Origin of the sequence: Methylococcus sp. EFPC2 (assembly GCF_016925495.1) — a bacterium.
Lineage (GTDB): Bacteria > Pseudomonadota > Gammaproteobacteria > Methylococcales > Methylococcaceae > EFPC2.
Genome location: NZ_CP070491.1, coordinates 3758343 through 3782642, shown reverse-complemented (window position 1 = coordinate 3782642; position 24300 = coordinate 3758343). Strand labels below are relative to the sequence as shown.

The 24300-nt window shown below is 62.8% G+C and carries 23 protein-coding genes; 13 read left to right on the top strand and 10 right to left on the bottom strand.

Features of this window, described 5'->3' with window-relative positions; genetic code table 11:
* Positions 1-18 precede the first annotated feature (18 nt).
* The 4 genes from JWZ97_RS16175 to JWZ97_RS16160 are packed head-to-tail and all read right to left on the bottom strand — an operon-like array spanning position 19 to position 2662.
* Positions 19-624, bottom strand: coding sequence for a PilX N-terminal domain-containing pilus assembly protein (locus JWZ97_RS16175; protein WP_240342379.1), 606 nt, complete (start codon positions 622-624; stop codon positions 19-21).
* A gap of 3 nt (positions 625-627) precedes the next feature.
* On the bottom strand, positions 628-1698 hold the full coding sequence (locus JWZ97_RS16170) for a PilW family protein (RefSeq protein ID WP_205431243.1): 1071 nt from the start codon (positions 1696-1698) through the stop codon (positions 628-630).
* Positions 1695-2126 (bottom strand): type IV pilus modification protein PilV, encoded by a 432-nt coding sequence (pilV, locus tag JWZ97_RS16165; RefSeq protein ID WP_205431241.1) that lies wholly within the window; start codon positions 2124-2126, stop codon positions 1695-1697. Before pilV ends, JWZ97_RS16170 begins: the two co-directional genes overlap by 4 nt.
* A complete protein-coding gene (locus JWZ97_RS16160; protein ID WP_205431240.1) occupies positions 2120-2662 on the bottom strand; it encodes a GspH/FimT family pseudopilin in 543 nt (180 codons plus the stop codon). Before JWZ97_RS16160 ends, pilV begins: the two co-directional genes overlap by 7 nt.
* A 239-nt stretch (positions 2663-2901) precedes the next feature.
* On the opposite strand from JWZ97_RS16160, the gene JWZ97_RS16155 reads away from it, so the two are divergent.
* Together JWZ97_RS16155 and JWZ97_RS16150 are read left to right on the top strand one after the other, a co-directional pair.
* Positions 2902-4014: a triose-phosphate isomerase gene (locus tag JWZ97_RS16155; protein ID WP_205431238.1), complete on the top strand. Its 1113-nt coding sequence runs from the start codon at positions 2902-2904 to the stop codon at positions 4012-4014.
* A 279-nt stretch (positions 4015-4293) separates the two neighbouring features.
* Positions 4294-6936, top strand: a complete 2643-nt coding sequence (locus JWZ97_RS16150) for a UPF0182 family protein (RefSeq protein WP_205431236.1) — start codon at positions 4294-4296, stop codon at positions 6934-6936.
* Positions 6937-7018: 82 nt separating this feature from the next.
* On the opposite strand, the gene JWZ97_RS16145 is transcribed toward JWZ97_RS16150, so the two are convergent.
* Positions 7019-7924, bottom strand: a complete 906-nt coding sequence (locus JWZ97_RS16145) for a hypothetical protein (RefSeq protein WP_205431234.1) — start codon at positions 7922-7924, stop codon at positions 7019-7021.
* A 155-nt stretch (positions 7925-8079) separates the two neighbouring features.
* Between JWZ97_RS16145 and thiO the strand changes: the two genes are divergently transcribed.
* The gene (thiO, locus tag JWZ97_RS16140; RefSeq protein WP_205431233.1) at positions 8080-9180 is read left to right on the top strand and encodes a glycine oxidase ThiO; all 1101 of its coding nucleotides are present in this window, start codon (positions 8080-8082) and stop codon (positions 9178-9180) included.
* A 21-nt stretch (positions 9181-9201) separates the two neighbouring features.
* On the opposite strand, the gene JWZ97_RS16135 is transcribed toward thiO, so the two are convergent.
* Genes JWZ97_RS16135 through apaG form a run of 3 tightly spaced genes read right to left on the bottom strand, consistent with a single transcriptional unit; the run spans position 9202 to position 10821 of the window.
* A complete protein-coding gene (locus JWZ97_RS16135) occupies positions 9202-9579 on the bottom strand; it encodes a VOC family protein (RefSeq protein ID WP_205431232.1) in 378 nt (125 codons plus the stop codon).
* A gap of 30 nt (positions 9580-9609) precedes the next feature.
* Positions 9610-10437: a symmetrical bis(5'-nucleosyl)-tetraphosphatase gene (locus JWZ97_RS16130; protein WP_205431231.1), complete on the bottom strand. Its 828-nt coding sequence runs from the start codon at positions 10435-10437 to the stop codon at positions 9610-9612.
* A 6-nt stretch (positions 10438-10443) separates the two neighbouring features.
* The gene (gene apaG, locus JWZ97_RS16125; RefSeq protein WP_205431230.1) at positions 10444-10821 is read right to left on the bottom strand and encodes a Co2+/Mg2+ efflux protein ApaG; all 378 of its coding nucleotides are present in this window, start codon (positions 10819-10821) and stop codon (positions 10444-10446) included.
* A 70-nt stretch (positions 10822-10891) separates the two neighbouring features.
* Between apaG and JWZ97_RS16120 the strand changes: the two genes are divergently transcribed.
* Both JWZ97_RS16120 and mpl read left to right on the top strand, forming a co-directional pair.
* Positions 10892-11425, top strand: coding sequence for an ankyrin repeat domain-containing protein (locus tag JWZ97_RS16120; RefSeq protein WP_205431229.1), 534 nt, complete (start codon positions 10892-10894; stop codon positions 11423-11425).
* Between the two features lie 37 nt (positions 11426-11462).
* Entirely contained in the window at positions 11463-12839 is a 1377-nt protein-coding gene (mpl, locus tag JWZ97_RS16115) for a UDP-N-acetylmuramate:L-alanyl-gamma-D-glutamyl-meso-diaminopimelate ligase (protein WP_205431228.1), read from the top strand.
* 149 nt (positions 12840-12988) lie between these two features.
* On the opposite strand, the gene JWZ97_RS16110 is transcribed toward mpl, so the two are convergent.
* On the bottom strand, positions 12989-14083 hold the full coding sequence (locus JWZ97_RS16110) for a YkgJ family cysteine cluster protein (RefSeq protein WP_205431227.1): 1095 nt from the start codon (positions 14081-14083) through the stop codon (positions 12989-12991).
* Positions 14084-14255: 172 nt separating this feature from the next.
* Here JWZ97_RS16110 and JWZ97_RS16105 point away from each other — a divergent pair, with 172 nt between their 5' ends.
* Entirely contained in the window at positions 14256-18257 is a 4002-nt protein-coding gene (locus JWZ97_RS16105; protein ID WP_205431226.1) for a hypothetical protein, read from the top strand.
* A gap of 42 nt (positions 18258-18299) precedes the next feature.
* On the top strand, positions 18300-19337 hold the full coding sequence (locus tag JWZ97_RS16100) for an IS630 family transposase (RefSeq protein ID WP_205429545.1): 1038 nt from the start codon (positions 18300-18302) through the stop codon (positions 19335-19337).
* Positions 19338-19464: 127 nt separating this feature from the next.
* Here JWZ97_RS16100 and JWZ97_RS16095 read toward each other — a convergent pair whose 3' ends face one another.
* The gene (locus JWZ97_RS16095; RefSeq protein WP_205431224.1) at positions 19465-19875 is read right to left on the bottom strand and encodes a bacteriohemerythrin; all 411 of its coding nucleotides are present in this window, start codon (positions 19873-19875) and stop codon (positions 19465-19467) included.
* A 183-nt stretch (positions 19876-20058) separates the two neighbouring features.
* Here JWZ97_RS16095 and JWZ97_RS16090 point away from each other — a divergent pair, with 183 nt between their 5' ends.
* The 6 genes from JWZ97_RS16090 to JWZ97_RS16065 all read left to right on the top strand — a co-directional run bounded on the left by JWZ97_RS16090 (position 20059) and on the right by JWZ97_RS16065 (position 24300).
* Positions 20059-21276, top strand: a complete 1218-nt coding sequence (locus tag JWZ97_RS16090) for a type II secretion system F family protein (protein ID WP_205431218.1) — start codon at positions 20059-20061, stop codon at positions 21274-21276.
* Between the two features lie 109 nt (positions 21277-21385).
* Positions 21386-21820, top strand: coding sequence for a type II secretion system major pseudopilin GspG (gspG, locus tag JWZ97_RS16085; RefSeq protein ID WP_205431217.1), 435 nt, complete (start codon positions 21386-21388; stop codon positions 21818-21820).
* Positions 21821-21832: 12 nt separating this feature from the next.
* Positions 21833-22315 carry a GspH/FimT family pseudopilin gene (locus tag JWZ97_RS16080; protein ID WP_205431216.1) on the top strand — a complete coding sequence of 161 codons (483 nt, stop codon included), beginning with the start codon at positions 21833-21835 and terminating at the stop codon, positions 22313-22315.
* Entirely contained in the window at positions 22305-22742 is a 438-nt protein-coding gene (locus JWZ97_RS16075) for a prepilin-type N-terminal cleavage/methylation domain-containing protein (RefSeq protein WP_205431215.1), read from the top strand. The genes JWZ97_RS16080 and JWZ97_RS16075 overlap by 11 nt, the downstream gene beginning before the upstream one ends.
* A complete protein-coding gene (locus tag JWZ97_RS16070) occupies positions 22739-23383 on the top strand; it encodes a prepilin-type N-terminal cleavage/methylation domain-containing protein (protein WP_205431214.1) in 645 nt (214 codons plus the stop codon). The genes JWZ97_RS16075 and JWZ97_RS16070 overlap by 4 nt, the downstream gene beginning before the upstream one ends.
* Positions 23380-24300 (top strand): general secretion pathway protein GspK, encoded by a 921-nt coding sequence (locus tag JWZ97_RS16065; protein ID WP_205431212.1) that lies wholly within the window; start codon positions 23380-23382, stop codon positions 24298-24300. The genes JWZ97_RS16070 and JWZ97_RS16065 overlap by 4 nt, the downstream gene beginning before the upstream one ends.

The window sequence follows — 24300 nt, the reverse complement described above, 5'->3', positions numbered from 1 at the left end:
GAAACACCGTGCAGCGTCTTAGCGTTTAAAAGTCGACTGCAAGATAACCACCGATGAGGCCGTGCCACCGGTACCGCGTGCAGTTATGCGGTACGTATTTGGCACTCCCGAAGTGTATACCGTCCCCGCTTCCAAACTGCCACCGGAAGCGGAAGCCGATGCAGCAGAAAACTCTTCGACTATATAAGCCGGATTGTTTGCTACACCCGATAATGTGCCACTATAAGTCGTAACATTGCTCGACGTCCAATCCACGGAAGCCCACAAATCCGGCGTGGCCGTCGCGCAATTCGTTCCGCTCGCATTGGCTTTATATAAACCATTAGCGCAATTGAATACCGGCAATGTCGCCTGGCTCAAAAATATTTCACCGGCTCTCAAGGCGCTCTCGGCCGCTTGAAACGCCAAACTCCGATCACGCATGTTGCCAGCCATCTTTTCTTCCAAGGTGATGGTTTGCAATGCGGTAACCCCCAGCAAGGTCATCAGCAACAACATGATGAGTGAGACGACCAGCACGGCCCCCTTTTGAGCCCCTGCTATTGCTAGGCAAATACCGCTAAGCGGCGGCATTTGCGCACGAAATGCTCGAGATCCTCCGAGCTCTGAACGATCATTCGCCATGACTTACTCCACCCGATTTCGCAAGGTAAAGGTCGCTTCAAACGACTGGTATAAACGGCGGTCCCCGGCTGGCACATCGGCACCGTTATAACGATAGGTTTGCTCTATATCCACGACGTTGTTTTCCACCGACATCAACAGCAAAGCAACCCGGACCGACTTGGCCTTATCCCACTGCGTATTGTTAGTAACGGTTTGCGCAGTCGAATACACATCGATTGCGCCATCGTTATCGGTATCGACGCCGTAGGTGATTTGCATATCTCGCACACCTTCGACAAGCTCCAGCGGAACTGAGGCACCTTGCTTGCGGTAAAGCGATGGTAGGTTCGCCGGATTGTTGCTGATGTAATAGACGAATGTGTCGATTTTAATAAGCTGCCCGTCGCCGGCGTAGCAGGCGCCGAGGTCCCCAGTGGCATTACCTGGACCGGCGCTTACGCTACCGGTGTTGTGAACGACATTATTCCCGGTATTCAAATTGGTGATTTGTAAAACCGACGCATGACTACAGTTTGTCGCAACCACTATGTCATTAACAGACAAGCCCGTCGTTGACGAAATTTTCAAATCCTTTGTATAGCTCGCTGAATTGTTACAGTCGCCGGAGTTGCTGGGCTGTCCCGTAATCAGGACCGAACGATCGGCTGCTTTTCGTATGACCACGATGTCTCTATTACCCAACGGGCTGGTAATCGCCGCATCGAGCGTTTCGTTCCAGGCCGTGGCGGAAATGGCCTCATATCCGTAGACCGCCTTTCCAAAGTCCCACAAAAAACCAGTTGCGTTGTTGAGTGTATTGGTCAGCGACACGAAGCGGCTACTGCAACCGAAATAGCCGGCCATGCGGATATCGCGCCCCATGATCTCGAAAGCATAACGCGCATTTTCCTGCAATCTCGCCAAGGCTTCGTTCAAGCGATAACTTTGCTTGTTGCCTAGATAAACCGTCAAAACCCCGGCCGTAAGAAAAAGCCCGAGCACCAAAGCCACCATGATTTCGACCAGAGACAGGCCCTGCTGACGCCGACGAGGGATAGCTGGATTTCGGCAATAAAGGAGCTTTGAACTCATAACTGGGTTTGATAGATGAATTGTTGACTCGAACTCCCCCCGCTGCGGGCGTCGTTCCATTGGATAGTGATAGTCACCCGACCGGAACTGACTTGCACCGCTCCATCCCCTTGCGGCAAACGCCGTTCTACCCGTTCAGTGAGCCAGTTATTCAACTGGCTCTGAGGCACTGTGCCACCCGACGGCGCCGCATCGCCCAACGCGAGGTTATAACCGCCATTCAAAGCAGCCTGACGGTCGGAGCGAAGAACATCGAGGATGTCGTAGGCGAGCATTGATGCCTGTGACCGCAGGTAGGCACTGTGATTGGTCTTGAGCCCATGCGCCTGAAGCCCCGCCAAGCCCAAAAGCCCGATGGAGAGCACCAAAACGGCGACGAGAACCTCCAGGAGGGTAAAGCCGCTTTGTATGCGCCTAAGATTCAACATGTGCCAGCCTCGACACGCGCTCTGCCTGTGCTGCTAACAACGATATTTTTCGCCTTAGGCGCCATGCAAAGCCCGAATGTGTCATTGACCACACCCCCGCTTCCTTGGGCGAAGCCATTGGGCAAATAGGCGATCCAGTCATCAACATGGCTACCCGCAGTCATGGTCGCGCCACTCAATGGCGGAAATATGCGCAGGATTTCGTCCCCCGCGTCTAAAGTACCGTTGGTCCCGCTAGGCTTGTTCTGGTCGACGAATACCAGCCAGCCTTGCGCCCAACTGCCGGAGGTTGCACAAACCGGGGAGCTCGCGGTCGTGTTGCTTTTGCACACGGTTACTTGAACACCACGCTTGATGGCCTCGCTACGTGCGAGGTTAAGGGCCGTGACGACATCGTTAGCCCGTGTGGTCAAGCGATTATTGCGTATGACTTCCTGAAAACCAGGCACTCCCAAACTTAAAATAATAGCCGCCACCGCCAAGGTGACCATCAGCTCGATGAGCGTGAAGCCTGAGTAGGCAGGATGTTTGTTCATGACGCTATATATAGCAATGATTCCTCTGCTTGAAAGGTGGCGCCGATCACAATTTCCATCGGTCGATGGAGGTGTTGGCACCACTGACAGCCTGAGTTGAGAGACTGGCTCCTCAAGTGGCATACAAGCCATCTTCGCGCTAGTCTCTGAGCATCCCCAACTAAACCTCATATTCCGCCTGGAGTTTTTCGATCATGCCGCTGACAGGCGGACGCTACTGAAAGATCGGAGAAGCCGTCATGAACACTACACCGCTCGCCGTTTCCCGCAACTACTTTCGCCACAGGGCCGCCAACCAATGGCACAAGACGCCTGCAGAACCAGGTGAACCGGGGGCGATACGGCCGTTTCTGGCAGGAAACTGGAAAATGAACCTGGTGCCACGCTCCGGCGTGGCCCTGGCGGCCCGCATTTTCGATATCTGCAAAGGCGTCAAGGATGTCGATATCGGCCTGGCGCCACCCTATACCGGGCTGTCCGCACTCGCCGATTACATCAAGCCCGATTTTCTGCGATCCGAATACGACTTGGGCAGAAACGTCTTCTTGATGGCCCAGGACACCTTTTTTGAGTCCAAGGGTGCGTATACCGGCGAAATCTCGCCCGAGATGCTGGCTGCCATCGGGGTGGACCGCGTCATCATCGGACACTCGGACCGCCGGGCCAATCTGGGGAAATTTTTCGGCTTCAGCTCCAGCGTCGCACGCCGCTTGACTCCCGATTTTCTCACACATGAACTCGATGCGTTGAGAAAGCGGGAGGGTGTCGACCCGCAGGTTTTTGCCGCCATCGAGTTCATGGCGGCCGAGCAGAATCACGAAATCCTCGCGGGCTTGGCGAAATTCCTGGAGGAAGACCTCAAAGAGCGCGCGGGTGAAAGTGACGCGGTGACCCAGCGTAAGGTGCATGCCTCGCTCGCCCAGGGCCTGCAGGTGATCCTTTGCTGTGGCGAGAACCGGGAAGCCCGGGCCCTGCACGAGACGTTCAAGCTTCTGGATCGGCAAATCCGGATAGGGCTGGAGGGTGTTTCGCCCAAGACCGTGAACGAGATGATCATTGCCTATGAGCCGGTATGGGCGATCGGTTCGGGCGCGAAGGCGGCCGGTGTGGAACAAATCAGCGAAGTGCATGATTTCATCCGCAACCTGGTGATGGATTTATACGGCGAGGAAACCGCTTCCGTGATTCGCATCCTTTATGGCGGAAATGTGAATCCCGAAAATATCGCCGACATCATGAGCATTGCCGGCGTGGACGGAGCGCTGGTGGGTGGCGCCAGCCTGAAAGCGCATGACTTTGCCCAGATCATACGCTTCGGCTGCCTCATACGGGACCGCCACAGCGATCTGTAAGACCGAACCATACCCTTTCGCCTACTGGTTTGGGGAGAAGCACGGTATCATGGTCGGGCGCGACGGTGCGCCCGACCACACCCGGAGGGACTGCAGCAGAAGACTGCTCCTTATTACCTTTCCTCATTTTGAGGAAACGGTGGACCGAATGAGACGGAGAGTCCGTGAACGACCGGTCGCCATACACCTGCCGCCACGCCCGAGGGCTCACCCGCCACCTGAATTGGCCCCGTCGGGCTAATCTTTCACCACCATCGTAGACATCTCGACGAGGACGTTATGCGTAACTGGAAACGCCTGCTGGCGACCACTGCCGCGATTTTGACCGCCCTGGTGGCGCTCGTTTTGGGGGCGGGCATCCTGCTGACCGATTTCCTGGTCGATCTGTGGTGGTTCTCTTCGCTGGAATATGGCGGGTATTTCTGGCTTCGACTGTTGTACCGTTACATCCTGTCGGGCGGGGTGACGGTATTCTTCTTTTTGATCTTTTTCCTCAACTTCCAGGTGGCATCGCGCTTCCTGGGAGTCGATCAGTCGGTCTTCTACCGCGAGGAAGTCGGCACCCTCATGCGCCTCGCCCAGACCGGTTCGATGCGGCTTTATATACCGCTTTCACTGGTGTTGGCGATCGCCATCGCGGCGCCCTTGTACCAGCATTGGGAGGAAGGGTTGCTTTTCCTTTTCGGGCCCGCGTCCGAGATTAGCGATCCTGTTTACAATCAGAATATCAGCTTCTTCCTTTTCTCCCTGCCCATCTTCGAACTGATACAGCGGGAGTTGTTCGGCAGCTTCACCCTTCTCACGGCCTGGATCGGTGTGCTGTATTGGCTGGAACACCGCATGGTCCCGGGCGAGCACAGGCCATGGGCGGTCGGCGCGAAACTGCACTTGAGCGGGCTGGTCTTCATCACCGCCTTGATTACTGCGTGGGGTTATATCCTGCAACGTCATGGCCTGCTCTATGTCGGCGACCATGAACCCATATTCTTCGGCCCCGGTCTGGTGGAGTTGCGCTACACGCTGCCCCTGCTTTGGGTGAGTGCCGGCGCCTTGGTCGTCGGCGCGGCTTGCGGCATCGCTTTTGTGCAATCCGGCCGGGCGCTCCGCGGTATGCTGGCCAGCGTGGTGGTATTCGCCGTGGCCGGCGGACTGCTGCGCCTGAACGTCATTCCCGAACTGCTCGATCGCTTCGTCGTCAAACCCAATCCCGTGAAGGTGGAAAAATCCTTCATGGAGAACAACATCAAGGCCACCCTCGCTGCCTACGACCTGACCGATATAAAGACCATAGACTTTACCGCTTCGAGCAGCGATTTGCGGATCGTGGACCCTCACACCCGCGAGCATCTGCACAACATCCCGATCTGGGATCCGGAATATCTGGACGACGTCTATCAGCAGCTACAGGGCATCCGGCCCTATTACAATTTCACCGACGTGGATGTCGGGCGTTACCAGATCAAAGGCCAGGAGGAACAGGTCAATCTGGCGGCCCGCGAAATCAATATCGAACGCCTGCCCAAAGAGGCGCGCAACTGGGAAAACAGGCACCTACGCTACACCCACGGCTTCGGCGCCGTGATCACGCCCGCATCGCAAACCGGCGAGAATCCCATGCAGTGGTTTTTGCGCGACCTCAGCCTGCAATCGGACGTAGGTCTGGGCGTGGAAAAGCCGGACATCTATTTCGGCATGGAAAACCTGGATTACGCGATCGTACCTAACCGGTTGAAAATCGTCGACATTTCCAGCTTCGACCAGGACTCCAGCCAGAACTACACGGGCAAGGGCGGCATCCCGATCTCGTCGCTCTTCCGCAAGCTCATCATGGCCCTGCATCTGCGGGACGAGAAGCTGTTCTTCTCGGTGAACATCGATAGCGACAGCAAGCTGCTGTTGCGCCGCAATGTCGTCGACCGCATTCAGAACCTGACCCCGTTCCTGGCGCTGGACAACGATCCCTACATCGTGGTGACACCCAAGCGCATCTATTGGGTTCAGGACGCCTACACCACCTCGCGCTGGTATCCGGTTTCCAAAACATCCAGGTTTGCGTTCAACAAGGACCGCAAAGCGCGGGAGTTCAACTACATTCGGAATTCCGTCAAGGTGGTGGTCGATGCTTTCGACGGCACGGTCGACTATTACGTAGCCGACCCCAGCGACCCCATCATCCTCGGCTATGGCAAAGCCTACCCCGGCCTGTTCAAAAGTCTGGCCGAGTTGCCGCCCCTACTGCGAGAACAGGTGCGCTACCCCAAGGACATGTTTCAGATCCAGATGGGCATCTACGCGAAATATCACCAGACGCAGCCGGAGCTCTTTTATCAGCAGGCTGAAACCTGGGACTTCGCCAAGGTGGGCGACAAGATCGTGAAGCCTTATTACATCACGACCTACCTGGAAGGTGCCCCCGAAATGGAAGAGTTCACCCTGCTGAACCCCATGACGCCGATCGGCCGCAACAACCTCAGCGTACTGGGCGTGGCAGGGTCTTACAGGACCGACGCCGGCCGTTCGTACAACAAGCACGTGGTGCTTTACAAGTTCAGCCGGGATGTCCAGGTGGAAGGCCCCTCGCAGGTCAGCGCCCTCATCGACCAAGACCCCGAGATTGCCCGTACGTTCGCCCTGTGGGACCAGAAGGGTTCCCATGTCCAGCGCGGGCGCATCATCATGCTGCCGATCGGCAAATCGCTCTTGTACGTGCAGCCGGTCTACATCGTATCGACGGCCAACATCAAGATCCCCGAACTGGCTCGCGTGATCCTTTCCCTCGGCAATATCGTGGTGATGGAAACCTCCCTGGAAAAAGCCCTGGACCGCCTGGAGGCCCGACTGCAGGCGCTGAAAATATCGAGCCCCGCACCATCGCCGCAGCCCGAGACCAAGCCACAGCCCTCAATGCGCCCTTTGCCCTGAAATCCTCCCGCGTCCTCAATGGGCACAAAAAAGCCATTTCCGGGTACCCGGAAATGGCTTTTTAACGAGAAGGACGAAGCGCTCAGGGTTGCGCGGGCGGGGGCTCTGCGACCGGAGGCAACTCGGCCCCGACCGGAGGAGCCGATACGGAAGGCACGGGAGCCTTGGCCTTATTCTTACCCTTGGGCTGAGTCGGGGCAGGAAGCGGCGCCGGATCCGCGGGAGGTTCAACCTGCGGAATAAGCTCGCCCGCGGCGGGTGGCGTAGCCGCGTCCGGAGCCGCCCCCTCACCCTCCGCCGGAGCGGCCTCCGGATTTTCCGCCTCTTCGGGCTCGGCCAGCGTATCCAGTTTATCTTCGAAGGTGGAGCCGGTATCGATGGAAATGGCACTCCGGTCCGGCAGGCTCAACTTATGGCCCAGATCCCGGAAACTGAACTTCAGCTCGCCCTTCAGCGAGCGCGGACCGGCGATGAGGTATTGCTCCTTGGTCGAATAATCGAACAGCGCCGTATCCAACTGATCACCCACCGTCAGCTCGAACGGTTCGCCGACCTGATCGTCTCCCGCCTGGAAAAACAGCGTCTTGAAAGAAATTTTGTCGCCGCTGGGCACACCCAGGCCATTGGCGGTACTGAAAAATCCCTGTAGCTTGGAGCGCGCCATGATCTTGCCGTTGATGCCAGCCGGAAACTCGTGCTCGAAACGCACCGTGATGTCCTTGCGTGTCGGGAAAGCGGCCACGAACGTCGTCTTGAGAATGGAGATAGAATTCACCTTGGCGCTGGTATAGCAGATGCGCGGTATCGCACCGGCTTCGCTGGGTTCGACTCTGACCCCGGGATATTCGCCCTCGATTTCGATGCAACTGGCGCCGGGCTGTTGCGACTCCAATCTTTTTCCCTGTATTTCCACGACCAACGCGGCAGCGACGGAAGGTGCCAGCATGGGCACCAGAAGACAGGTCAGTAACAAATGCTTGGGCTGCATGGTGTGAATCCCTTATCAAATCGATTATTAGATGAATATAGAAATCTGGCTTATGGCGACGCCGAACCCGGTTAACCCCGGAATGAGCTAAAGCATAGCGAAGCTCCATCGCCTTGTCTTGCGCCCCCATACCCACTCTGTCACACGCTCAATTCATGACCACAACATCCAACCATCATGACGTCATCATCACCGGTGGCGGCGTCCTCGGCCTGCTCAGCGCCAGAGAACTGGCGGCAGCCGGCCTCCGCGTCGCCGTCATCGAACGAGGCCACATCGGCGGGGAGTCCTCCTGGGCCGGTGGTGGCATACTTTCGCCCTTGCAGCCCTGGAACGCGCATCCCGCGATCAATACCCTGTGTGCATGGAGCCAGCGTGCCTATCCGGAACTCGCCCGAGAACTGTCGGATCGGACCGGCATCGATCCGGAATGGACCCGCAGCGGATTGCTGAGCATCGCCTCCCCTGACAGGGAGCGAGCCCTGGACTGGTGCCGGGCCCACCGCATCGAGCACGCGCTGCTGGAGCCCGGCGAACTGGCCAGGCAGGAACCGGCCCTCGCCGCGACCGATGCGGCCGCACTGTACCTGCCCGACATCGCTCAGGTGAGGAACCCCCGGCTTATCGCCGCGCTTAAAGCCGACGCCATCGCGCGTGGCGTCGTACTGTCGGAAAACACGCCGGTAATCGAAATGCCGATGGAAAACGGCGAAGTATGCGGCCTCGTCACGCCGCAGGGCCGATATACGGCCGATCGTTATGTGATCGCCGCGGGCGCCTGGTCCGGCTCGATTATACCCAGCCCGGCGCTGGCGATTGCGCCGGTCAAGGGACAGATGCTGGTGTTCCAGGCACCCGCAAACCTGATACGGTCCATCGTCCTGAGAGACACGCTCTACCTCATCCCTCGGCGCGACGGCCACATACTGGCGGGCAGCACGGTGGAGCACACGGGATACGACAAGGGTCTGACCGACGACGCCCGCGAGATGCTGAAGGATTTCGCCTGCTCGACGCTGCCGGCCTTGCGCGACTGCCCGATCGAGAAACACTGGGCCGGACTGCGTCCGGGCTCGCCCGAAGGCATCCCGCGCATCGGGCGCCATCCCGTGATCGAAAACCTCTATTTCAACTGCGGCCACTTCCGCAACGGCTTCGTCATGGCTCCCGCCTCCGCTCGACTGCTGGCCGATCTGATACTCGACCGGCAGCCCATCGTCCCTCCCGAGCCCTATCGCGTTCCCGACCACGTCTGAGCAAACGGTTCCGTTCAGCGCTCAGCCGTCGATGGCTATCATCTCCAGGGCATTGTCGTCCGGATCGCGGCAAAACAGGGCCCGGCGACCGGAAACGCTGACGGTGTATTTCACGCCCAAGGCATCCAGATGGGCCCGGAGGCCGTCGAAATCCCTGACCAGCAGCGCGGTGTGGCGGTCACGCCCACCGTGGGCGGGGCGAACCAGACCCGCTTCGGGACTGGGCAAGGCGATCAGATGGACCTGCTGTTCGCCGATCTCGTACCAGGCTCCGTCATAGGCCAGCGGCGGGCGCTTGGGGCTGGGCGTCAAACCCAGCACGCCTTCGTAGAACGCGCGTGCGCGGGGGAGGTCGGACACCAACACGGAGGCGTGGTGCAAGCTTACGATGTAGCTCATGGGGTGACTCCGAAAAAGTTAGAACAGGGCTCAGTCGCCAATTTTCTGGTAGCCGCCGTCCCGACTGGGCACGGCGTAGCGCTCCAGCGTGTCCAGGCGCAAGGCCGTCAACTCGCCGCCCCACAAACAGCCGGTGTCCAGGCCCCAGCAACCGTTTTCCGCATGAAAACCCAAGGCCGACCAGTGCCCGAACACGATGTTCGTGCCCTGGCTGCGCCGCCCGGGCACGCGAAACCACGGTAGCAAACCCGGCGACTGCTGACCCAGCGGGACTTTCTCCTTCAGGTCGAGACGGCCGTCCGCGGTGCAAAAACGCATGCGGGTGAAGCAATTGGTAATCAAACGGATGCGGTCCCAGCCGCGTAAATCATCCGACCAGCAGTCGGGCAAATCGCCGTACATGTGCGGAAAAAACTCGGCGTAAGCCTCACCGGACAGCAGATTTTCCACCTCGCCGGCGTAGCGGATCGCGTCTTCCAAACTCCACTGGGGCGGCAGACCGGCGTGTATCAGGTAAAATGCGCCGTCGCCGTATAGCAGGGGTAGCCGGCGCAGCCAGTCCAGCAGTTCGTCGCGGTCCGGCGCGCTCAGCACGGCGGCGAAGGTGTCCTTGCGTTTGACCCGGGAAGCCCCGCTGGCCACCGCCAGCAGGTGCAGATCGTGATTGCCCAGGACGGCTGCGGCCGCGCCGCCCAAGCCCTTGATGAAGCGCAGGGTTTCCAGCGAATCCGGTCCGCGGTTCACCAGATCGCCGGTGAACCAGAGCCGGTCTTGGGCCGGATCGAAACGGATGAGCGCCAGCAGGTCGTGAAGTTCGGCCAGGCAACCCTGTATGTCGCCGATTGCGTAAGTCGCCATGCCCGGTCAATGCAGGGTGCGGGGAATCGCGAGCGTGAACGGCGGGATCTCCGCCTCGAAGCGCTCGCCGTTGTCGTCGACCATGAGGTATTCGCCGCGCATCACCCCGACGGGCGTGGTGATCATGGCCGCGCTGGTGTAGCTGAAGCTCTCACCCGGTTCCAGGTGCGGCTGCTCGCCGATGACGCCGTCGCCGCGCACCTCCTGCACCTGGCCGTTGGCGTCGGTGATCACCCAATGGCGCGACAGCAGTTTGGCCGGCGCTTTGCCCTCGTTGCGGATGATCACCGTGTAGGCGAACACGTAGCGGTCGGCGTCCGGCTGGGATTGCTGATCGAGGTAATGGGTCACGGTCTGGATATCGATGCGATGGCGGGCGGTCATGGCGCGGTGTAGGTACGGTCGGGGCGCTCAGTGTAATCGGAACGCTCGACGCAACGAAACAGAGGAACACATGATCAAGAGCATTACACTCGTGTTGGCGCTGTTCTCGCTCGCCCCGAGCGCGTCCGCCGAGAGCGGCGCGGAGCTTTTCGCCGCCGCGGCGGCCGGCCAGGTCGAGCGGGTCGACGCCCTGCTGGCCCAAGGGGCGGACGTGAACGCGAAAAACCCGGCCGGCCGCACGCCGCTGCTGGCGGCTTCGTCGGCCGGAAACGCGCGCATCGTGCGCAAACTGCTGGCCTTCGGCGCCGATCCCAATGCGCCCGACCCGCACGGCGTCACGCCCTTGATGGAAGCGGCCGGACATGGCTACCCGGAAGCCGTCAAGGCCTTGCTGGCCGGTGGAGCCGATGTCAACGCCAAAGACGGTGCGGGGATGGCGTTGATCGACCGGGTCAAGAAAAGCGGCGTCCCGCACATCGCCGCTCTGCTGGAAAAATACGGAGCGAAAGGCGCGGAAGCCCCTCTGCCCGAAAGCGACAAACCCGCCGAAGGCGAACCCAAAACAGAAGGCGAAGCGCCCAAGGATGGCGCGGCCCAGCCGTGATTCAAGCGATAACCCGATTCGAGGCTCACAAGACGACATGCACATACACATACTAGGCATCTGCGGCACCTTCATGGGCGGACTCGCCCTGATAGCCCGGGAACTCGGCCATCAGGTCACCGGCTCCGACCAAAACGTCTACCCGCCCATGAGCACCCAGCTCGAGGAGCAGGGTATCCGTCTATACAACGGTTACGACGCCCAGAACCTGGACTCCCGCCCCGACCTGGTCATCATCGGCAACGCGCTCTCGCGCGGCAATCCCGAAGTCGAGGCCGTACTCAACCTGGGTCTGGCCTACACCTCGGGCGCCCGCTGGCTGTACGAAGCCTTGCTGAAGGACCGCTGGGTGCTGGCGGTCGCCGGCACGCACGGCAAGACCACCACATCCGGCATGCTGGCCTGGATCCTGGAGGAGGCCGGCCGCAAGCCGGGCTTCCTGATCGGCGGCATTCCCCTGAACTTCGGCATTTCGGCCCGGCTTGGCGGTTCGCCTTATTTCGTCATCGAGGCCGACGAATACGACACGGCGTTTTTCGACAAGCGCTCCAAATTCCTGCACTACCGGCCGCGTACCGCCGTACTGAACAACCTGGAGTACGACCACGCCGACATATTCCCCGACCTGGCGTCCATCCAGCGCCAGTTCCATCATCTGGTCCGCACCATCCCCGGCAACGGCCTGATCGTGTCCCCCGATGTGGACGCCAATCTCGCCGAAACCCTGCGCATGGGCTGCTGGACCGGCGTCGAACAGACGGCGCTGGACGATGAAGCCGGCGAAGCCGCCTGGCGCGCCCGGCTGCTGGCCGGCGACGGCAGCCATTTCGAGGTGTGGCGCGACGGACAGCTCACCGGCACCGTGCTATGGACGCTGACGGGCCGGCACAATGTGCGCAACGCCCTGTCGGCCATCGCCGCCGCGGCCCACGCCGGTGTCGCCCCGGACCAGGCCTGCCGGGCCCTGCAACGCTTCCAGAACGTCAAGCGCAGACTGGAAGTGCGCGCCGTGATCGACGACATCACCCTGTACGACGATTTTGCGCACCATCCCACGGCCATCGCCACCACCCTGGAAGGGCTCAGGGCCAAGGTCGGCGGACAACGCATCATCGCCATCCTGGAACCGCGCTCCAACACCATGCGCCTGGGTGTCCACGCCGACTGCCTCGGCGCCTCACTGCAGGCCGCCGACCAGGCCATCGTCTACCAGGCGCCCAATCTCGGCTGGGACGTCGGCCAGGCACTGGAACAGACGGGGAACGTCAGCGTGTTTTCATCGCTGGACGACATCGCGACCCGGCTCGCAAGCGACGCGCGCCCCGGCGATCACCTCGTATTCATGAGCAACGGCAGCTTCGGCGGATTGCACGGCAAGGTCGAAGAAGCGCTGCGCAGCCGCACTGCGAGTTGAGCGGGCTCACGGGATAACAGCGCCCGGTCCGGGTCTGGGTGCCTGTGTTCATGCCGTCTCGCGCGCCGGCATGGCCATCATCATGTTTGCGCCGCGAAACACATGACCACGCGCCGCAAGTCTCAAAGGCCTGCGGCTGACTTCGACGCTCAAAGCGACAAGCCCACCCTGCTCCGCGCATCCAGGCAATGCGCGCTGCCGCGGGCGAATTCGCGGCAGGTGCGCGGCCTGTCCGGGTAGATGTCGCAGGCGTAAGGTTCGTGCGGCGTCTGCCCGCCTTGCAGCGCGGCGCAGCGCTCGCCTTCCCGGCGCAGCTTGGTGTGGGTTTCCAGCTTCAGCACCAGATCCGGATGCCGCTTCACGACCTTCTCGCCCGGGCCGACTTCGACGGAATGATAGGCCTCGCGGCAGCACGCGCCGCAGGTCTGGCAATCCAGCTCCTCCGCCGGCTCCCAGCGCGCACAGGGCGGCGCATCGCCGGGCAGGCGGGCAGCCGGGGCGTGGCGGCAGCGCAGGCCTCCCCGTGCGCTAAAACCCCAGGCGCAATCCGCGCAGCCGTGCCCGCCGAAGTAATGCGCGGCGACCGCGTGACCGGCGGGATGAGTCGGCAGGGGATGCGTCACGGTATGCCATAAAGACGGCAGGCTCCCGCCGCCCTGTGCGGAAGCGGCAATGGGCTCCCGACTGCGCGGCGTCACGGCGGCGATGGCGGCACTCGCTTCCAGCGCTTCACGCAGAGGCCCCGCCCAACGCGGCTGCCCGGCGCGCCAGGCGGCGAGACGCGCGGCCACGCAACTGCGCTCGCGCCTGCCGCCCTTTTCCGCCGGCGCGGCGTAAGGATCCGCAGGCAGTTCATCCCAGAACTTCACGCGAAAATCGGTGGTCGGCGCGAAGAAATCGCGCAAGCCGTAAGGCATGGTCAGATAAGCCTGCAGGCGCAAGGTGGCATGTTCGCGCCAGGTGTGACGCCCGCTGGTATTGTCCAGACCCCAGTCGGTCTGCCCCTCCCCTGCCTCGCCTTCGACCAGGGCGTGACAGAGTTCGTGCAATATCATCTGGGCCAGCGAATCGTCCGGGTCCAGCATTTCATCCGCGCCGATCAGTAAAATGCCTCGCCCGTCGGTCGATGCGTAAGCCTCGGCCGTGCGTTCGACGCGAAAGCCAATGCGCTGCGCGCAAACGACCCAGACCCGCGCCAGCGGATCCTCGTATACATGCTGGGGAATGCGGATGAAGTTGGTCATATAAGCCGGTCGAACGGGGGAAAAACAAAAGGCGCCGATCATCGTTCGGCGTTTTACCGCTGTCAAATCGCGCTCGGCAAGACAGCATGGCCCGGCTTGCTGAATAATCGGCTTCCAGCGACCCGCGTCCGCGGGCCTTCCGCGCTTGCACGATGTCATCAGGGAGTACGCCATGCGCCGGTTTTATCTGCTGCTATCGCTCTGTTTCGTCTTCGGCCGTGCGGTCACCGCCGCACCGCTCGCCCCGGCCGACGTGCCCGAACCGCTCAAGCCCTGGGTGGGCTGGGTGCTGCACGACGAAGAGGAAAGGCTGTGCGCGGCCCTGGCGGGACAGCCGGATATCCACCGCTGCCTTTGGCCCAGCAAGCTGGGCCTGGCCCTGGACGAGCGGGGCGGCAGTTTCGACTTGCGCGTGCAGGTGGATGCCGCGGGCTGGCTACGCCTGCCGGGAGATCCGCAGCGCTGGCCGACGGACGTCAGCCTGGACGGCCGCGCCGCCCTGCTGGCGGGTCGCGACGGGATGCCGACGCTTTGGCTGACGCCCGGCAATCACGCGATAGCCGGGCGCTTCGGCTGGGAGCGCCTGCCCGAAAGTCTGGGCATACCGCGCGACGCCGGCCTGATCGCCCTGACCGTCAACGGCCGCGCGCAGTCGACGCCGCTGTACAATGCCCAAGGCGAACTCTGGCTGCGCGGCGCGCAGCGCCAGGACACCCAGGCCGCCAACAACACCCTGGACCTGCGCGTCTACCGCAAGATCGCCGACGGCAATCCCCTGCAACTGGCCACCCGGCTGGACCTGACGGTGGCCGGCGAGGCGCGGGAGGTTCTGCTGTCCGGCGCCCTGTTGCCCGAATTCATCCCGCTCTCCCTGCGCAGCGCCCTGCCGGCCCGGCTGGAAACCGACGGCGCGCTGCGCGTGCAGCTGCGTCCGGGCCGCTGGCAGATCGAGCTCGTCGCACGGCATCCCGGCGAAGTCGCCAACCTGAAACGGCAGGACACAGCGGTCGAACCCTGGCCCGGGGAAGAAATCTGGTCTTATGAAGCGCATGCGGAAACCCGCGTGACGGAAATCGAAGGCGCGCAGCAAATCGATCCACGCCAGACCGAGCTGCCGGACGAATGGAAAGCCTTGCCAGCCTACCGGCTGCAAGCCGGACAGGTATTGGCGATCAAGACCCTGCGCCGCGGCGATCCGGAACCCGAGCCCGACAATTTGACCCTGACGCGCGATCTCTGGCTGGATTTCGACGGTGCCGGCTATACCTATCGCGACCGCATCGCCGGAACCATGAGCCGGGACTGGCGCCTGGAGGCACAGTCCACCCAGCAGCTCGGGCGAGTCGAGATCGACGGATCGGACCAGTTGATCACCCTGCTGGAAGACCGGGCGGGCGTGGAAATACGCCGCGGCCAGCTTAATCTGACCGCCGAGGGTCGGACCAACCGCAGCGGGGCCGGATTGCCGTCGAGCGGCTGGCGACGCGACTTCCAGAGCCTGTCCATGACCCTGCACCTGCCGCCGGGCTGGCGTCTCCTGACCGCCACCGGGGTCGATCAGGCGCCCGGCAGTTGGGTCGGACGCTGGACCCTGCTGGATCTGTTCCTGGTGCTGATCGCCGGCCTGGTGGTCGCCCGCTTGTACGGCTGGCCGCAAGCGGCACTGGCCCTGGCGGCGCTGACCCTGCTATGGCACGAAAACGACGCACCCCGACTGGTCTGGCTGCATCTGCTGGCCGCGGCCGCCTTGCTGAAATCGCTGCCGGCCGGCCGCGCCGCCAAGGCCGTCAGGTACTACCGCCAATTGGCCGCATTGGGGCTGGCGCTGATCGCCCTGCCCTTCATGGCCGAGCAGATACGCATCGGCCTCTACCCCCAACTCGAACCCCACATCTGGGCCGATTACGAGGAGAGCGCCGACAGGAGCGCGCCGGCGATGGCTACGGAGCCGGCCGGTATCGCGGCGCAGAAGGCGGAAGACTATTCCGCCGAGCGCGCGTCGGGCGCCAGGAATTATCTGCCGCAGTCGCTGCCGACGCCGGCACCTCGGCGACTCGACGAATTCGACCCCGAAGCCAAAACGCAAACCGGTCCCGGCCTGCCGAACTGGCGCTGGAATCGCGTCGCGCTTGCCTGGAACGGACCCGTGCTGGCCGATCAAACCACGGCGCTTTATCTGCTGCCGCCCGGCCTCAACCTCCTGCTCAGCCTGGCGCGCGTCGGCCTGTTGCTGGCCCTCGCCTGGCTGCTGTTGCGCTCGGACTGGGAGTCCGCGCCCCCGCGGGCGGTATCTCCGCCGCCGACCGGCGCCAGTCTGCCCCCGGCGGCCGCCCTGCTGGTTCTGCTTGCACTTCCCTACGCGCCGGAAAGTCGCGCCGATTTTCCGCCGGCCACGCTGCTGCAGGAGCTGAAATCCCGCTTGCTGGCCCCGCCCGAGTGCCTGCCGGATTGCGCGCAGATACCGCGTCTGACCCTGCGTTTCGACGCCAGCGAACTGCAGATGCGCCTCGAACTGCACGCCCAGGAAGCGCTGGCGGTGCCGCTCCCCGCCCGCGAGGGCCAATGGCTGCCGGAACGCGCCGAACTCGACGGCCGGCCCGCCGGAGGACTGTTCCGCGGAACCGAGGGCGAGCTGTGGATCAAGCTGGATCCGGGCCGCCATGAACTGCTCCTGAGCGGTCCTTTGCCGCAGCACGGTCAGACGGCGCTGACCCTGCCTTTGGTCCCGCGCCGGGTGGCCGTGGAAGGCGAAGGCTGGCGGGTGGACGGCCTGGGGGAAAACGGCGTCCCGGCCGGGCCCTTGCAGATCTCCCGCACCCTACCCGGCGATGCGGGCCACGCCGAGCAGGAACTGGAAGCGCGTCCCCTGCCGCCTTATCTGCGCGTGGTAAGGACCCTGCGCTTCGGGCTGGACTGGCGCTTGCTGACCCAGGTGCAACGGGCCTCGCCGCCGGGCACGCCGGTTCTGGCAGACATCCCCCTGCTGGAAGGCGAGTCGGTCACCACACCCGGCTTCAAGGTCAAAAACGGAACGGTCGCCATCAACCTGGCGGCCGGGCAGAGCGAAACCGCCTGGGAATCGATCCTGGAACCACGCGCCTCGCTGACCCTCCATGCGGCATCCAACACCTTGTGGAGCGAAATCTGGCGGGCCGAGGTCGGCTCCATCTGGCATCTAAGCAGCGACGGCATCCCGGTGACCCGCCACCGCGGACCGAACGGCGACTGGTTGCCGGAATGGCGGCCCTGGCCGGGCGAAACGCTCACCTTGAAACTGCTCAAGCCGCGCGGCGCACCGGGCGCCACCCTCACCCTGGAACGCAGCCGCCTGGAGCTGAACCCGGGAGTACGCGCGACCGACGCCACCCTGACCCTGAGCTTGCGCAGCTCGCAAGGCGGACAGCACGGCATCGTGCTTCCGGAAGGCGCCGAACTGCGCTCCGCCGCTTTGGACGGCGTCGCCCATCCCCTGCGCCTGCAGAACGGCGCACTCAGCCTGCCCATCCATCCGGGCCAACAGACGGTGACCCTGAGCTGGCGGGAAAACCGCGGCATGGCAGGGCTGTTCGACGGCTCGCGCGTGGACCTGGGGCTGGCCGGTGTGAACAGCGAGATCCGGTACACGCCGGGACAGGATCGCTGGGTGCTGCTCGCCGGCGGCCCACGCCTCGGCCCGGCTGTGCTGTTCTGGGGGGTGTTGATCCTGATCGGCGTATTGGCGGCGGGGCTCGGCCGGATCGGTTGGACGCCCCTGAGCACCCGGCAATGGTTCTTGCTGCTGATCGGCCTGAGCCAGATCGGCCCGCTCGGCGCGCTGAGCGTGGTCGGCTGGCTCTACGCCCTGGCCTGGCGCGAGCGCCGAAACTCAATTTATTCGGATAGCGGCTTCAACCTCATGCAGGCCGGCCTGGCCCTGCTCACCCTGCTGGCCTTGTCCAGCCTGTTTCTCGCCGTACAAAACGGACTGCTGGGGCTGCCCGACATGCAGATCGCGGGCAACCAGTCCGATGCCTGGCATCTGAACTGGTACCAGGACCACAGCGAAACCGTGATGCCGCGGCCCTGGGTCGTCAGCGCGCCGCTATGGAGCTACCGGCTGCTGATGCTGCTGTGGGCCATGTGGCTGGCCTTCGCACTCCTGGACTGGCTGCGCTGGGGCTGGAATTGCTATTAACCCGGCCAAATAATACCGTACTGAGTCTGGTAAAATTCGAGCATGGAAGCAGAACGAATCGATACTCGAAAACTGGAGCCGGCGGCACGAGAGCAATTGCGCCGTACGGTCATCCGCTTGCACCGGCGAGGGCATAGCCAGGCGGCGATTGCGCGGGAGTTGGGTTTGCGCCGTCCCACGGTGACGCTCTGGCTGCTTAAAGCCGAAGCCGGGCATGGCGTGAAAGAGGCCCAGCGTGGTCGGCCCGCAGGCAACGGTCGCCGTCTCACGCCCGCTCAGGAAAGCGTTCTCCAGAAAGACCTGGTGGACAAAACGCCGGATCAAGTGAAACTGCGCTTCGCCTTATGGAGTGCGCAGGCGGTGCGAGCGCATATCCAGGCGTGTTTTGGGCTGAACCTGCCAGTGCGCTCGGTCAGAAACTATCTGAAGCGCTGGGGATTCACGCCGCAGCGCCCGCTCAAACGCGCCTTCGAGCAACGACCGGCGGCGGTGCAAAAGTGGCTCACAGAGGACTACCCAGCCATCGCCCAACGGGCCAAGGCCGAAGGGGCGGAAATTTGCTGGGGCGATGAAACCGCTGTCAGTTCGGTCGAGCATTATCCGCGCGGTTACGCGCCGCGCGGCAAAACGCCGGTGCTGGTGTTGTCCCAGTCCAAGCGGGAGCGCATCAACCTCATCTCCGCCATCACCAACCAAGGGAAGATGCGCTTCATGATGTATCGAGAAACGCTCACCGCCGATGTCTTCATCCAGTTTCTCCAGCGCCTGGTCCGTGAGGCGGGGCGCAAGGTGTTTCTGGTCCTCGACAACCTGCGGGTTCATCACAGCCAAACGGTCAAAGCATGGCTGGCAGACAAAACCGACCAGATCGAGCTGTTTTTCCTACCCAGCTATTCCCCTGAACTCAATCCGGACGAATACCTCAATGCCGACCTCAAGGCACGGATGAGTGCCGCCGAACCCGTGCGCGACGGCTCTCACCTGAAGCGCAAGGTGACTTCGCACCTGCGTTCGATCCAGAAACAGCCCGCCCGCATCCGCGCCTACTTCAAAGCCGCCCCCATCAAGTACGCCGCTTAGAACGTACGGTATTTTATGGCCGGGTTAATATGTGCGGGACGGATACTGGCGCAGCAAGCCCAAAAAGGCTCAGACCCCGGCGGAGCAGGCGCCGACGGACGCGGGGGGGAAGGAGAACGGCCCGTGATCAGGCCGAGCCGTGGGCGTTGAGGCGGCCGATGTGCTCGGCGAGGCGCAGGTCTTCCCGCACGGTGTGCTGGGCGAACCAGTCCATCAGAAACTCCAGCACCGCCACGGCCTCGCTTTCGCCGCGCTGGTAAGCCTCGATGTGATCGCGTAGCCTTCGGCTCAGTTGGAGGTGCAATTGCCGGTGCCGCTCCCGTTCGGGATAACGGCAACTGATCATGATGTTTTCTTCGCTCAGGAAATGGAACTCGGCGTATTTCTCGACTTCCGTGAGCAGCCTGACGATATAGTCGCTTTCCGCATCGTCTTCGATGCTATAGGCGACATTGCGGATGAGCTCGACGAATACCTGATGCTCCTTGTCGATCAACTCGTTACCGATCTCGTATTTCTGGTCCCAGTCGAATCGCATGGCACACCCGGCGTATGATTTTGCGTTCAGAGTATAGGCAAGACTGTCCCGGCGCGGCGGCGTTGAAATGCGCCGACCCGCCCGTTAACATCCGACCGCGGCATATCGAGATTTTTACGCTTTATTATCATTGCGTTACAACGGACAACTGCAAACCTTCGAAACCCGGACCGTTTTCCCCTCATGCCCCTCTACTTTTATAAGGCCGTCAACCGCGAAGGCGAGACCCAGGAATCGGAGCGCGAGGCGGCCGACGAGAGCGTCCTGCTGGCGGCTTTGCAGAGCGAGGGGCTGATCCCGATACGGATTGCCCCGGCATCCTCGCGACCCTTCGCCTGGCTGCGCCTGGGACGGGACAAATCGAAGCTGGCGCAGAAAGACATTGCGCTCTTCACCCACGAGTTGCTGACCCTGCTACATGCCGGCCTGCCGCTCGACCGGGCGCTGACCGTGCTGCTGGAGCTCACGGAAACTCAACCGGCGCTGAACGCCTTGATCGGCCGGGTGTTGGAAACCGTCAAGGGCGGCGCGCAGTTGTCGGATGCGCTGGAAAAGCAGACCGGCGTGTTCTCCCGCTTTTACCTGAACCTGATTCGGGCCGGCGAGGCCGGCGGCGCGCTGGAACAGGTGCTGCAACGCCTATCCGACTATCTGGAACGCTCCAAGGAATTGCGCGAGACGGTGAGCACCGCCCTGATCTATCCGGCCATCCTGGTCACCATGGCCGCCCTCTCGTTGTTGCTTTTGCTGACCTTCGTCGTCCCCCAGTTCACCGAGATGTTCGAAAGCGCCGGCAAGGAACTGCCCTTGCCCACCCAGATCGTGGTGGGCCTGGCCGAAGGCCTACGCGACTACTGGTGGGCGATCCCCTTGCTCGTGATGGGCGTCGCCAGCTACGTCCGCCAGCAGATGAGCGTGCCGGAACGGCGCTACGTATGGGACCGCCGGCTGCTCAAGCTGCCCCTGGTGGGCGACCTGGTCCGCAAGATCGAGGTGGCCAATTTCAGCCGCACGCTGGGTACCTTGCTGGGCAACGGCGTGGCGCTTTTGACCGCGCTGACCATAGTCAAGGAAACGCTGGGCAACCGCGTGGCGGCGGAAAAGGTAGACTTGGCGCTGGAAAACCTGAAACAGGGCGGCGGGCTGTCCGGGCCGCTGATCGAGTCCGGTTTGTTCCCCACCCTGGCAATCCAGATGATCAAGCTGGGCGAAGAATCCGGCCATCTCGACGAAATGCTGGAACGCGTGGCCGCCACCTACGACAAGGAAGTGAAGATCGCCATCCAGCGTCTGCTGGCCCTGCTGGAACCGGTGCTGATCGTGGGATTGGGCATCATGATCGCCGGCATCATCATCTCCATCCTGATGGCCATACTCAGCGTCAACGACCTGGCCTTTTGACCGCTCCTAACTCCTAACTCCTAACTCCTAACTCCTAACTCCTAACTCCTAACTCCTAACTCCTAACTCCTAACTCCTAACTCCTAACTCCATAAAAGCGTACCCAGCCATGCTTACCCCAAACTCCCGTCCTCTCGCCTCCCGCGGCTTCACCCTCATCGAACTGCTGGTCGTGCTCGCCATCATCGGTCTGCTGGCCGGTCTGGTCGGACCGCAGGTGATGAAGCATTTGGGCGAATCCAAGTCCAAGACCGCACGCCTGCAGATCGAGGAGCTGTCCTCTGCGCTCGACATGTACCGCCTCGACGTTGGCCGTTATCCCTCGACCGACGAAGGGTTAGCCGCGCTCATCGAAGCGCCCGGCAACGCCAAGGTCTGGAACGGGCCTTACCTGCGCAAGAAAAAGGTCCCGGCCGACCCCTGGAACACCCCCTATCACTATGTCGCGCCCGGCCAGCACGGCAAATTCGATCTGTTCACCCTGGGTGCCGACAACAGCGACGGCGGCGAAGGCGAGGATGCCGACGTCGCGAGCTGGGAATAAGCCGCGCCGAACATGGCCGCTCCTCGACCGCCGAACTCAGGCACGGCTAGCCCGCATGGCTTCACGCTGATGGAGATGATCCTCGTGCTGGTGATCGCCGCCCTGCTGACGGCGGTGGCCGTGCCCAACCTGCAGCCGGCCATGGCCACCATGCGATTGCGCGGGGCGGCCAGCGACATCGCCTCGGCCTTGCGCCACGTGCGCGGACTCGCGCTCGGCCGCGGCAAGGAAACGGTGTTCAGCCTCAACGTGGCGCGGCATGTCTATCGCGTCACCGGACGCGCCAAGAGCTATGCCCTACCGGATTCCGTGCGCCTGCAGTTGTTCACCGCCGACAAGGAGCTGGTCGATGCCGAAGAGGGCAACATCCGCTTCTATCCCGACGGTTCCGCGACCGGGGGACGGATCACCCTGGAAGCCGCCGGGCAGCGCCGGCTGGTCGACGTCAACTGGCTGTCCGGAGAAGTCACGGTACGCGAAGAACGTGAAGACTGAGTTCCGCGCCGGCCAAAGGGGATTCTCCCTGCTCGAGGTCATGGTCGCATTCGCCATATTGGCCCTGGCGCTGGGCGTGCTGCTCCGCATCTTCGGCGGCGGCACGCAGCTGGCGGCCAACGCCGGCGAGCGTGCCCGGGCGATATTGCTGGCGGAATCGCTGCTGACGGCCGCCGGCCGGGATGCGCCGCTGCAGCCTGGCACCAGCGGAGGCGAAATCGACGATACCTACCGCTGGCAACTCGACGTAAATCCCTGGCAACCGCCCGACCCCCTGCCGGACAATCTGCCGTATCAGGCCTATTGGGCCGAACTGACCGTGAGCTGGGGCGACGAAGACCGTCCGCAGACCTACAGCCTCGGCACGCTGCGGCTGCAGGCCGCGCAAGCCGGCCTGCCCCGATTCGGCGCGGGGAGATCCCGATGACGCGACCCCTGCGCCAAGCCGGCTTCACCCTGATCGAAGTGCTGATCGCGGCCACCCTGCTGGCCGTGATGATGACGCTGCTGCTGGGCAGCCTGCGCATCGGCGTGCGCAGTTGGGAAAGCGGCGAACGCCGGACCGCCGACATGAACCGCATGTTGACCACCCAGAATTTTCTGCGTTCCCACCTGTCGTCCACCCTGCCACTGAGACAAACCACCGCGCCGGGAGCCGATCCGGATCCGTCCTCGTCCGCCCTGCTCTTCGACGGCGGACCGGACCGGCTCGCCTATGCCGGCAGCCTCCCGCCGCAAGTGCGCGGCGGGCTGTACCGCTTCGAACTCTATACCGAGGAGCACGACGACATCCGCGATCTGAAACTGTCCATCCAGCCGGTCTACCAGGCCGCCGGAGGGTCCCGGGGAAATGAAGAAGGCAGCATCGAAGACGTAACCCTGGTTGAAAACCTGGCCGATCTGCGTATCGCCTACCTCGCCTCGGCTCAAGCGGACCAGCCCGCCGAATGGCAAAGCGAATGGCGACAGCCGGTCCTGCCGGCGCTGATCCGCATCGAGATCGCGCTGAAAGGCTCGCCGCCCTGGCCTCCCCTGACCATCGCGCCCCGCAGCGAGGCGCGCCAATGAAGGATATGCGCGGCCTGGCCCTGATCGCCGTGCTCTGGGCCGTGGCCCTGCTCAGCATCATGGCGGGAAGCTTCTCACTCGGCCTGCAACGCGACGCCGGCCTGCTGAATTCCCTGCAGGACCGCGCACGCAGCCTGGCGCTGGCGGACGCCGGCCTGCAATACGCCCTGATGATGCTGAGCATTCCCGACCCCAAGCTGCGCTGGCGCGCAGGGGACAGCTTGCGGGAAATCGAACTGCCCGGCGGCCGGGTAAGGTTGCGTGTCCTCGACGAGGGCGGCAAAATCGACATCAATACCACTCAGGAGCTTACGTTACGCGCCGTGCTGACCAAGCTGCTGAACGAGGACCGCGACAGGGCGGACGCCTTGGCGGATGCCATCCTGGATTGGCGTGACCCCGACTCCCTCAAACGCCTGCATGGCGCCGAAGCCGACGATTACGCCGCGGCCGGTAAGGGCTACGCGCCGGGCAACAAGAATTTTCAAACACTGGAAGAATTAGCCATGGTGTTAGGCATGACACCCGCGCTCTACGCCCGACTGGAACCCGTGCTGACCCTCTATAGCGGGCAGGACGGGATCAATCCCGCCTATGCCAGCCGCCAGGCCTTGCTCGCCCTGCCCGGCCTGGACGAAAGTGCCGTCGACGCCTACCTGGCCCAGCGCGCGAGCACCCCGCCCGAGGTGCCTCCGCCGCCGCTCAACATACCCCCCGGCGGCGTCCGCATGCACCAAGGCTCCAACGTCGCCTTTTCCATACTTTTGGAAGCGCGCACGGCGGAAGGCGCGAGCGCGGGCCTCAAGGCCGTGCTCCGCCGCCAGTTCTCCCGCAGCGGACTGCCTCTCGCCGTGGTCGAATGGAAACCGCAAACCGCAGGCGCCCTCGGTTACTTTGATACGCCGGGCGCGAACTGA

Bases quoted from the DNA above. Each gene is read 5' to 3' on its own strand.
- JWZ97_RS16160 (WP_205431240.1), bottom strand. From the start codon at position 2,662: ATGAACAAACATCCTGCCTACTCAGGCTTCACGCTCATCGAGCTGATG.
- pilV (WP_205431241.1), bottom strand. From the start codon at position 2,126: ATGTTGAATCTTAGGCGCATACAAAGCGGCTTTACCCTCCTGGAGGTT.
- JWZ97_RS16175 (WP_240342379.1), bottom strand. From the start codon at position 624: ATGGCGAATGATCGTTCAGAGCTCGGAGGATCTCGAGCATTTCGTGCG.
- JWZ97_RS16150 (WP_205431236.1), top strand. From the start codon at position 4,294: ATGCGTAACTGGAAACGCCTGCTGGCGACCACTGCCGCGATTTTGACC.
- JWZ97_RS16105 (WP_205431226.1), top strand. From the start codon at position 14,256: ATGCGCCGGTTTTATCTGCTGCTATCGCTCTGTTTCGTCTTCGGCCGT.
- JWZ97_RS16090 (WP_205431218.1), top strand. From the start codon at position 20,059: ATGCCCCTCTACTTTTATAAGGCCGTCAACCGCGAAGGCGAGACCCAG.
- JWZ97_RS16135 (WP_205431232.1), bottom strand. From the start codon at position 9,579: ATGAGCTACATCGTAAGCTTGCACCACGCCTCCGTGTTGGTGTCCGAC.
- JWZ97_RS16110 (WP_205431227.1), bottom strand. From the start codon at position 14,083: ATGACCAACTTCATCCGCATTCCCCAGCATGTATACGAGGATCCGCTG.
- apaG (WP_205431230.1), bottom strand. From the start codon at position 10,821: ATGACCGCCCGCCATCGCATCGATATCCAGACCGTGACCCATTACCTC.
- JWZ97_RS16130 (WP_205431231.1), bottom strand. From the start codon at position 10,437: ATGGCGACTTACGCAATCGGCGACATACAGGGTTGCCTGGCCGAACTT.
- JWZ97_RS16065 (WP_205431212.1), top strand. From the start codon at position 23,380: ATGAAGGATATGCGCGGCCTGGCCCTGATCGCCGTGCTCTGGGCCGTG.
- JWZ97_RS16070 (WP_205431214.1), top strand. From the start codon at position 22,739: ATGACGCGACCCCTGCGCCAAGCCGGCTTCACCCTGATCGAAGTGCTG.
- JWZ97_RS16155 (WP_205431238.1), top strand. From the start codon at position 2,902: ATGAACACTACACCGCTCGCCGTTTCCCGCAACTACTTTCGCCACAGG.
- JWZ97_RS16170 (WP_205431243.1), bottom strand. From the start codon at position 1,698: ATGAGTTCAAAGCTCCTTTATTGCCGAAATCCAGCTATCCCTCGTCGG.
- JWZ97_RS16080 (WP_205431216.1), top strand. From the start codon at position 21,833: ATGGCCGCTCCTCGACCGCCGAACTCAGGCACGGCTAGCCCGCATGGC.
- JWZ97_RS16095 (WP_205431224.1), bottom strand. From the start codon at position 19,875: ATGCGATTCGACTGGGACCAGAAATACGAGATCGGTAACGAGTTGATC.
- thiO (WP_205431233.1), top strand. From the start codon at position 8,080: ATGACCACAACATCCAACCATCATGACGTCATCATCACCGGTGGCGGC.
- JWZ97_RS16145 (WP_205431234.1), bottom strand. From the start codon at position 7,924: ATGCAGCCCAAGCATTTGTTACTGACCTGTCTTCTGGTGCCCATGCTG.
- mpl (WP_205431228.1), top strand. From the start codon at position 11,463: ATGCACATACACATACTAGGCATCTGCGGCACCTTCATGGGCGGACTC.
- JWZ97_RS16100 (WP_205429545.1), top strand. From the start codon at position 18,300: ATGGAAGCAGAACGAATCGATACTCGAAAACTGGAGCCGGCGGCACGA.
- JWZ97_RS16120 (WP_205431229.1), top strand. From the start codon at position 10,892: ATGATCAAGAGCATTACACTCGTGTTGGCGCTGTTCTCGCTCGCCCCG.
- gspG (WP_205431217.1), top strand. From the start codon at position 21,386: ATGCTTACCCCAAACTCCCGTCCTCTCGCCTCCCGCGGCTTCACCCTC.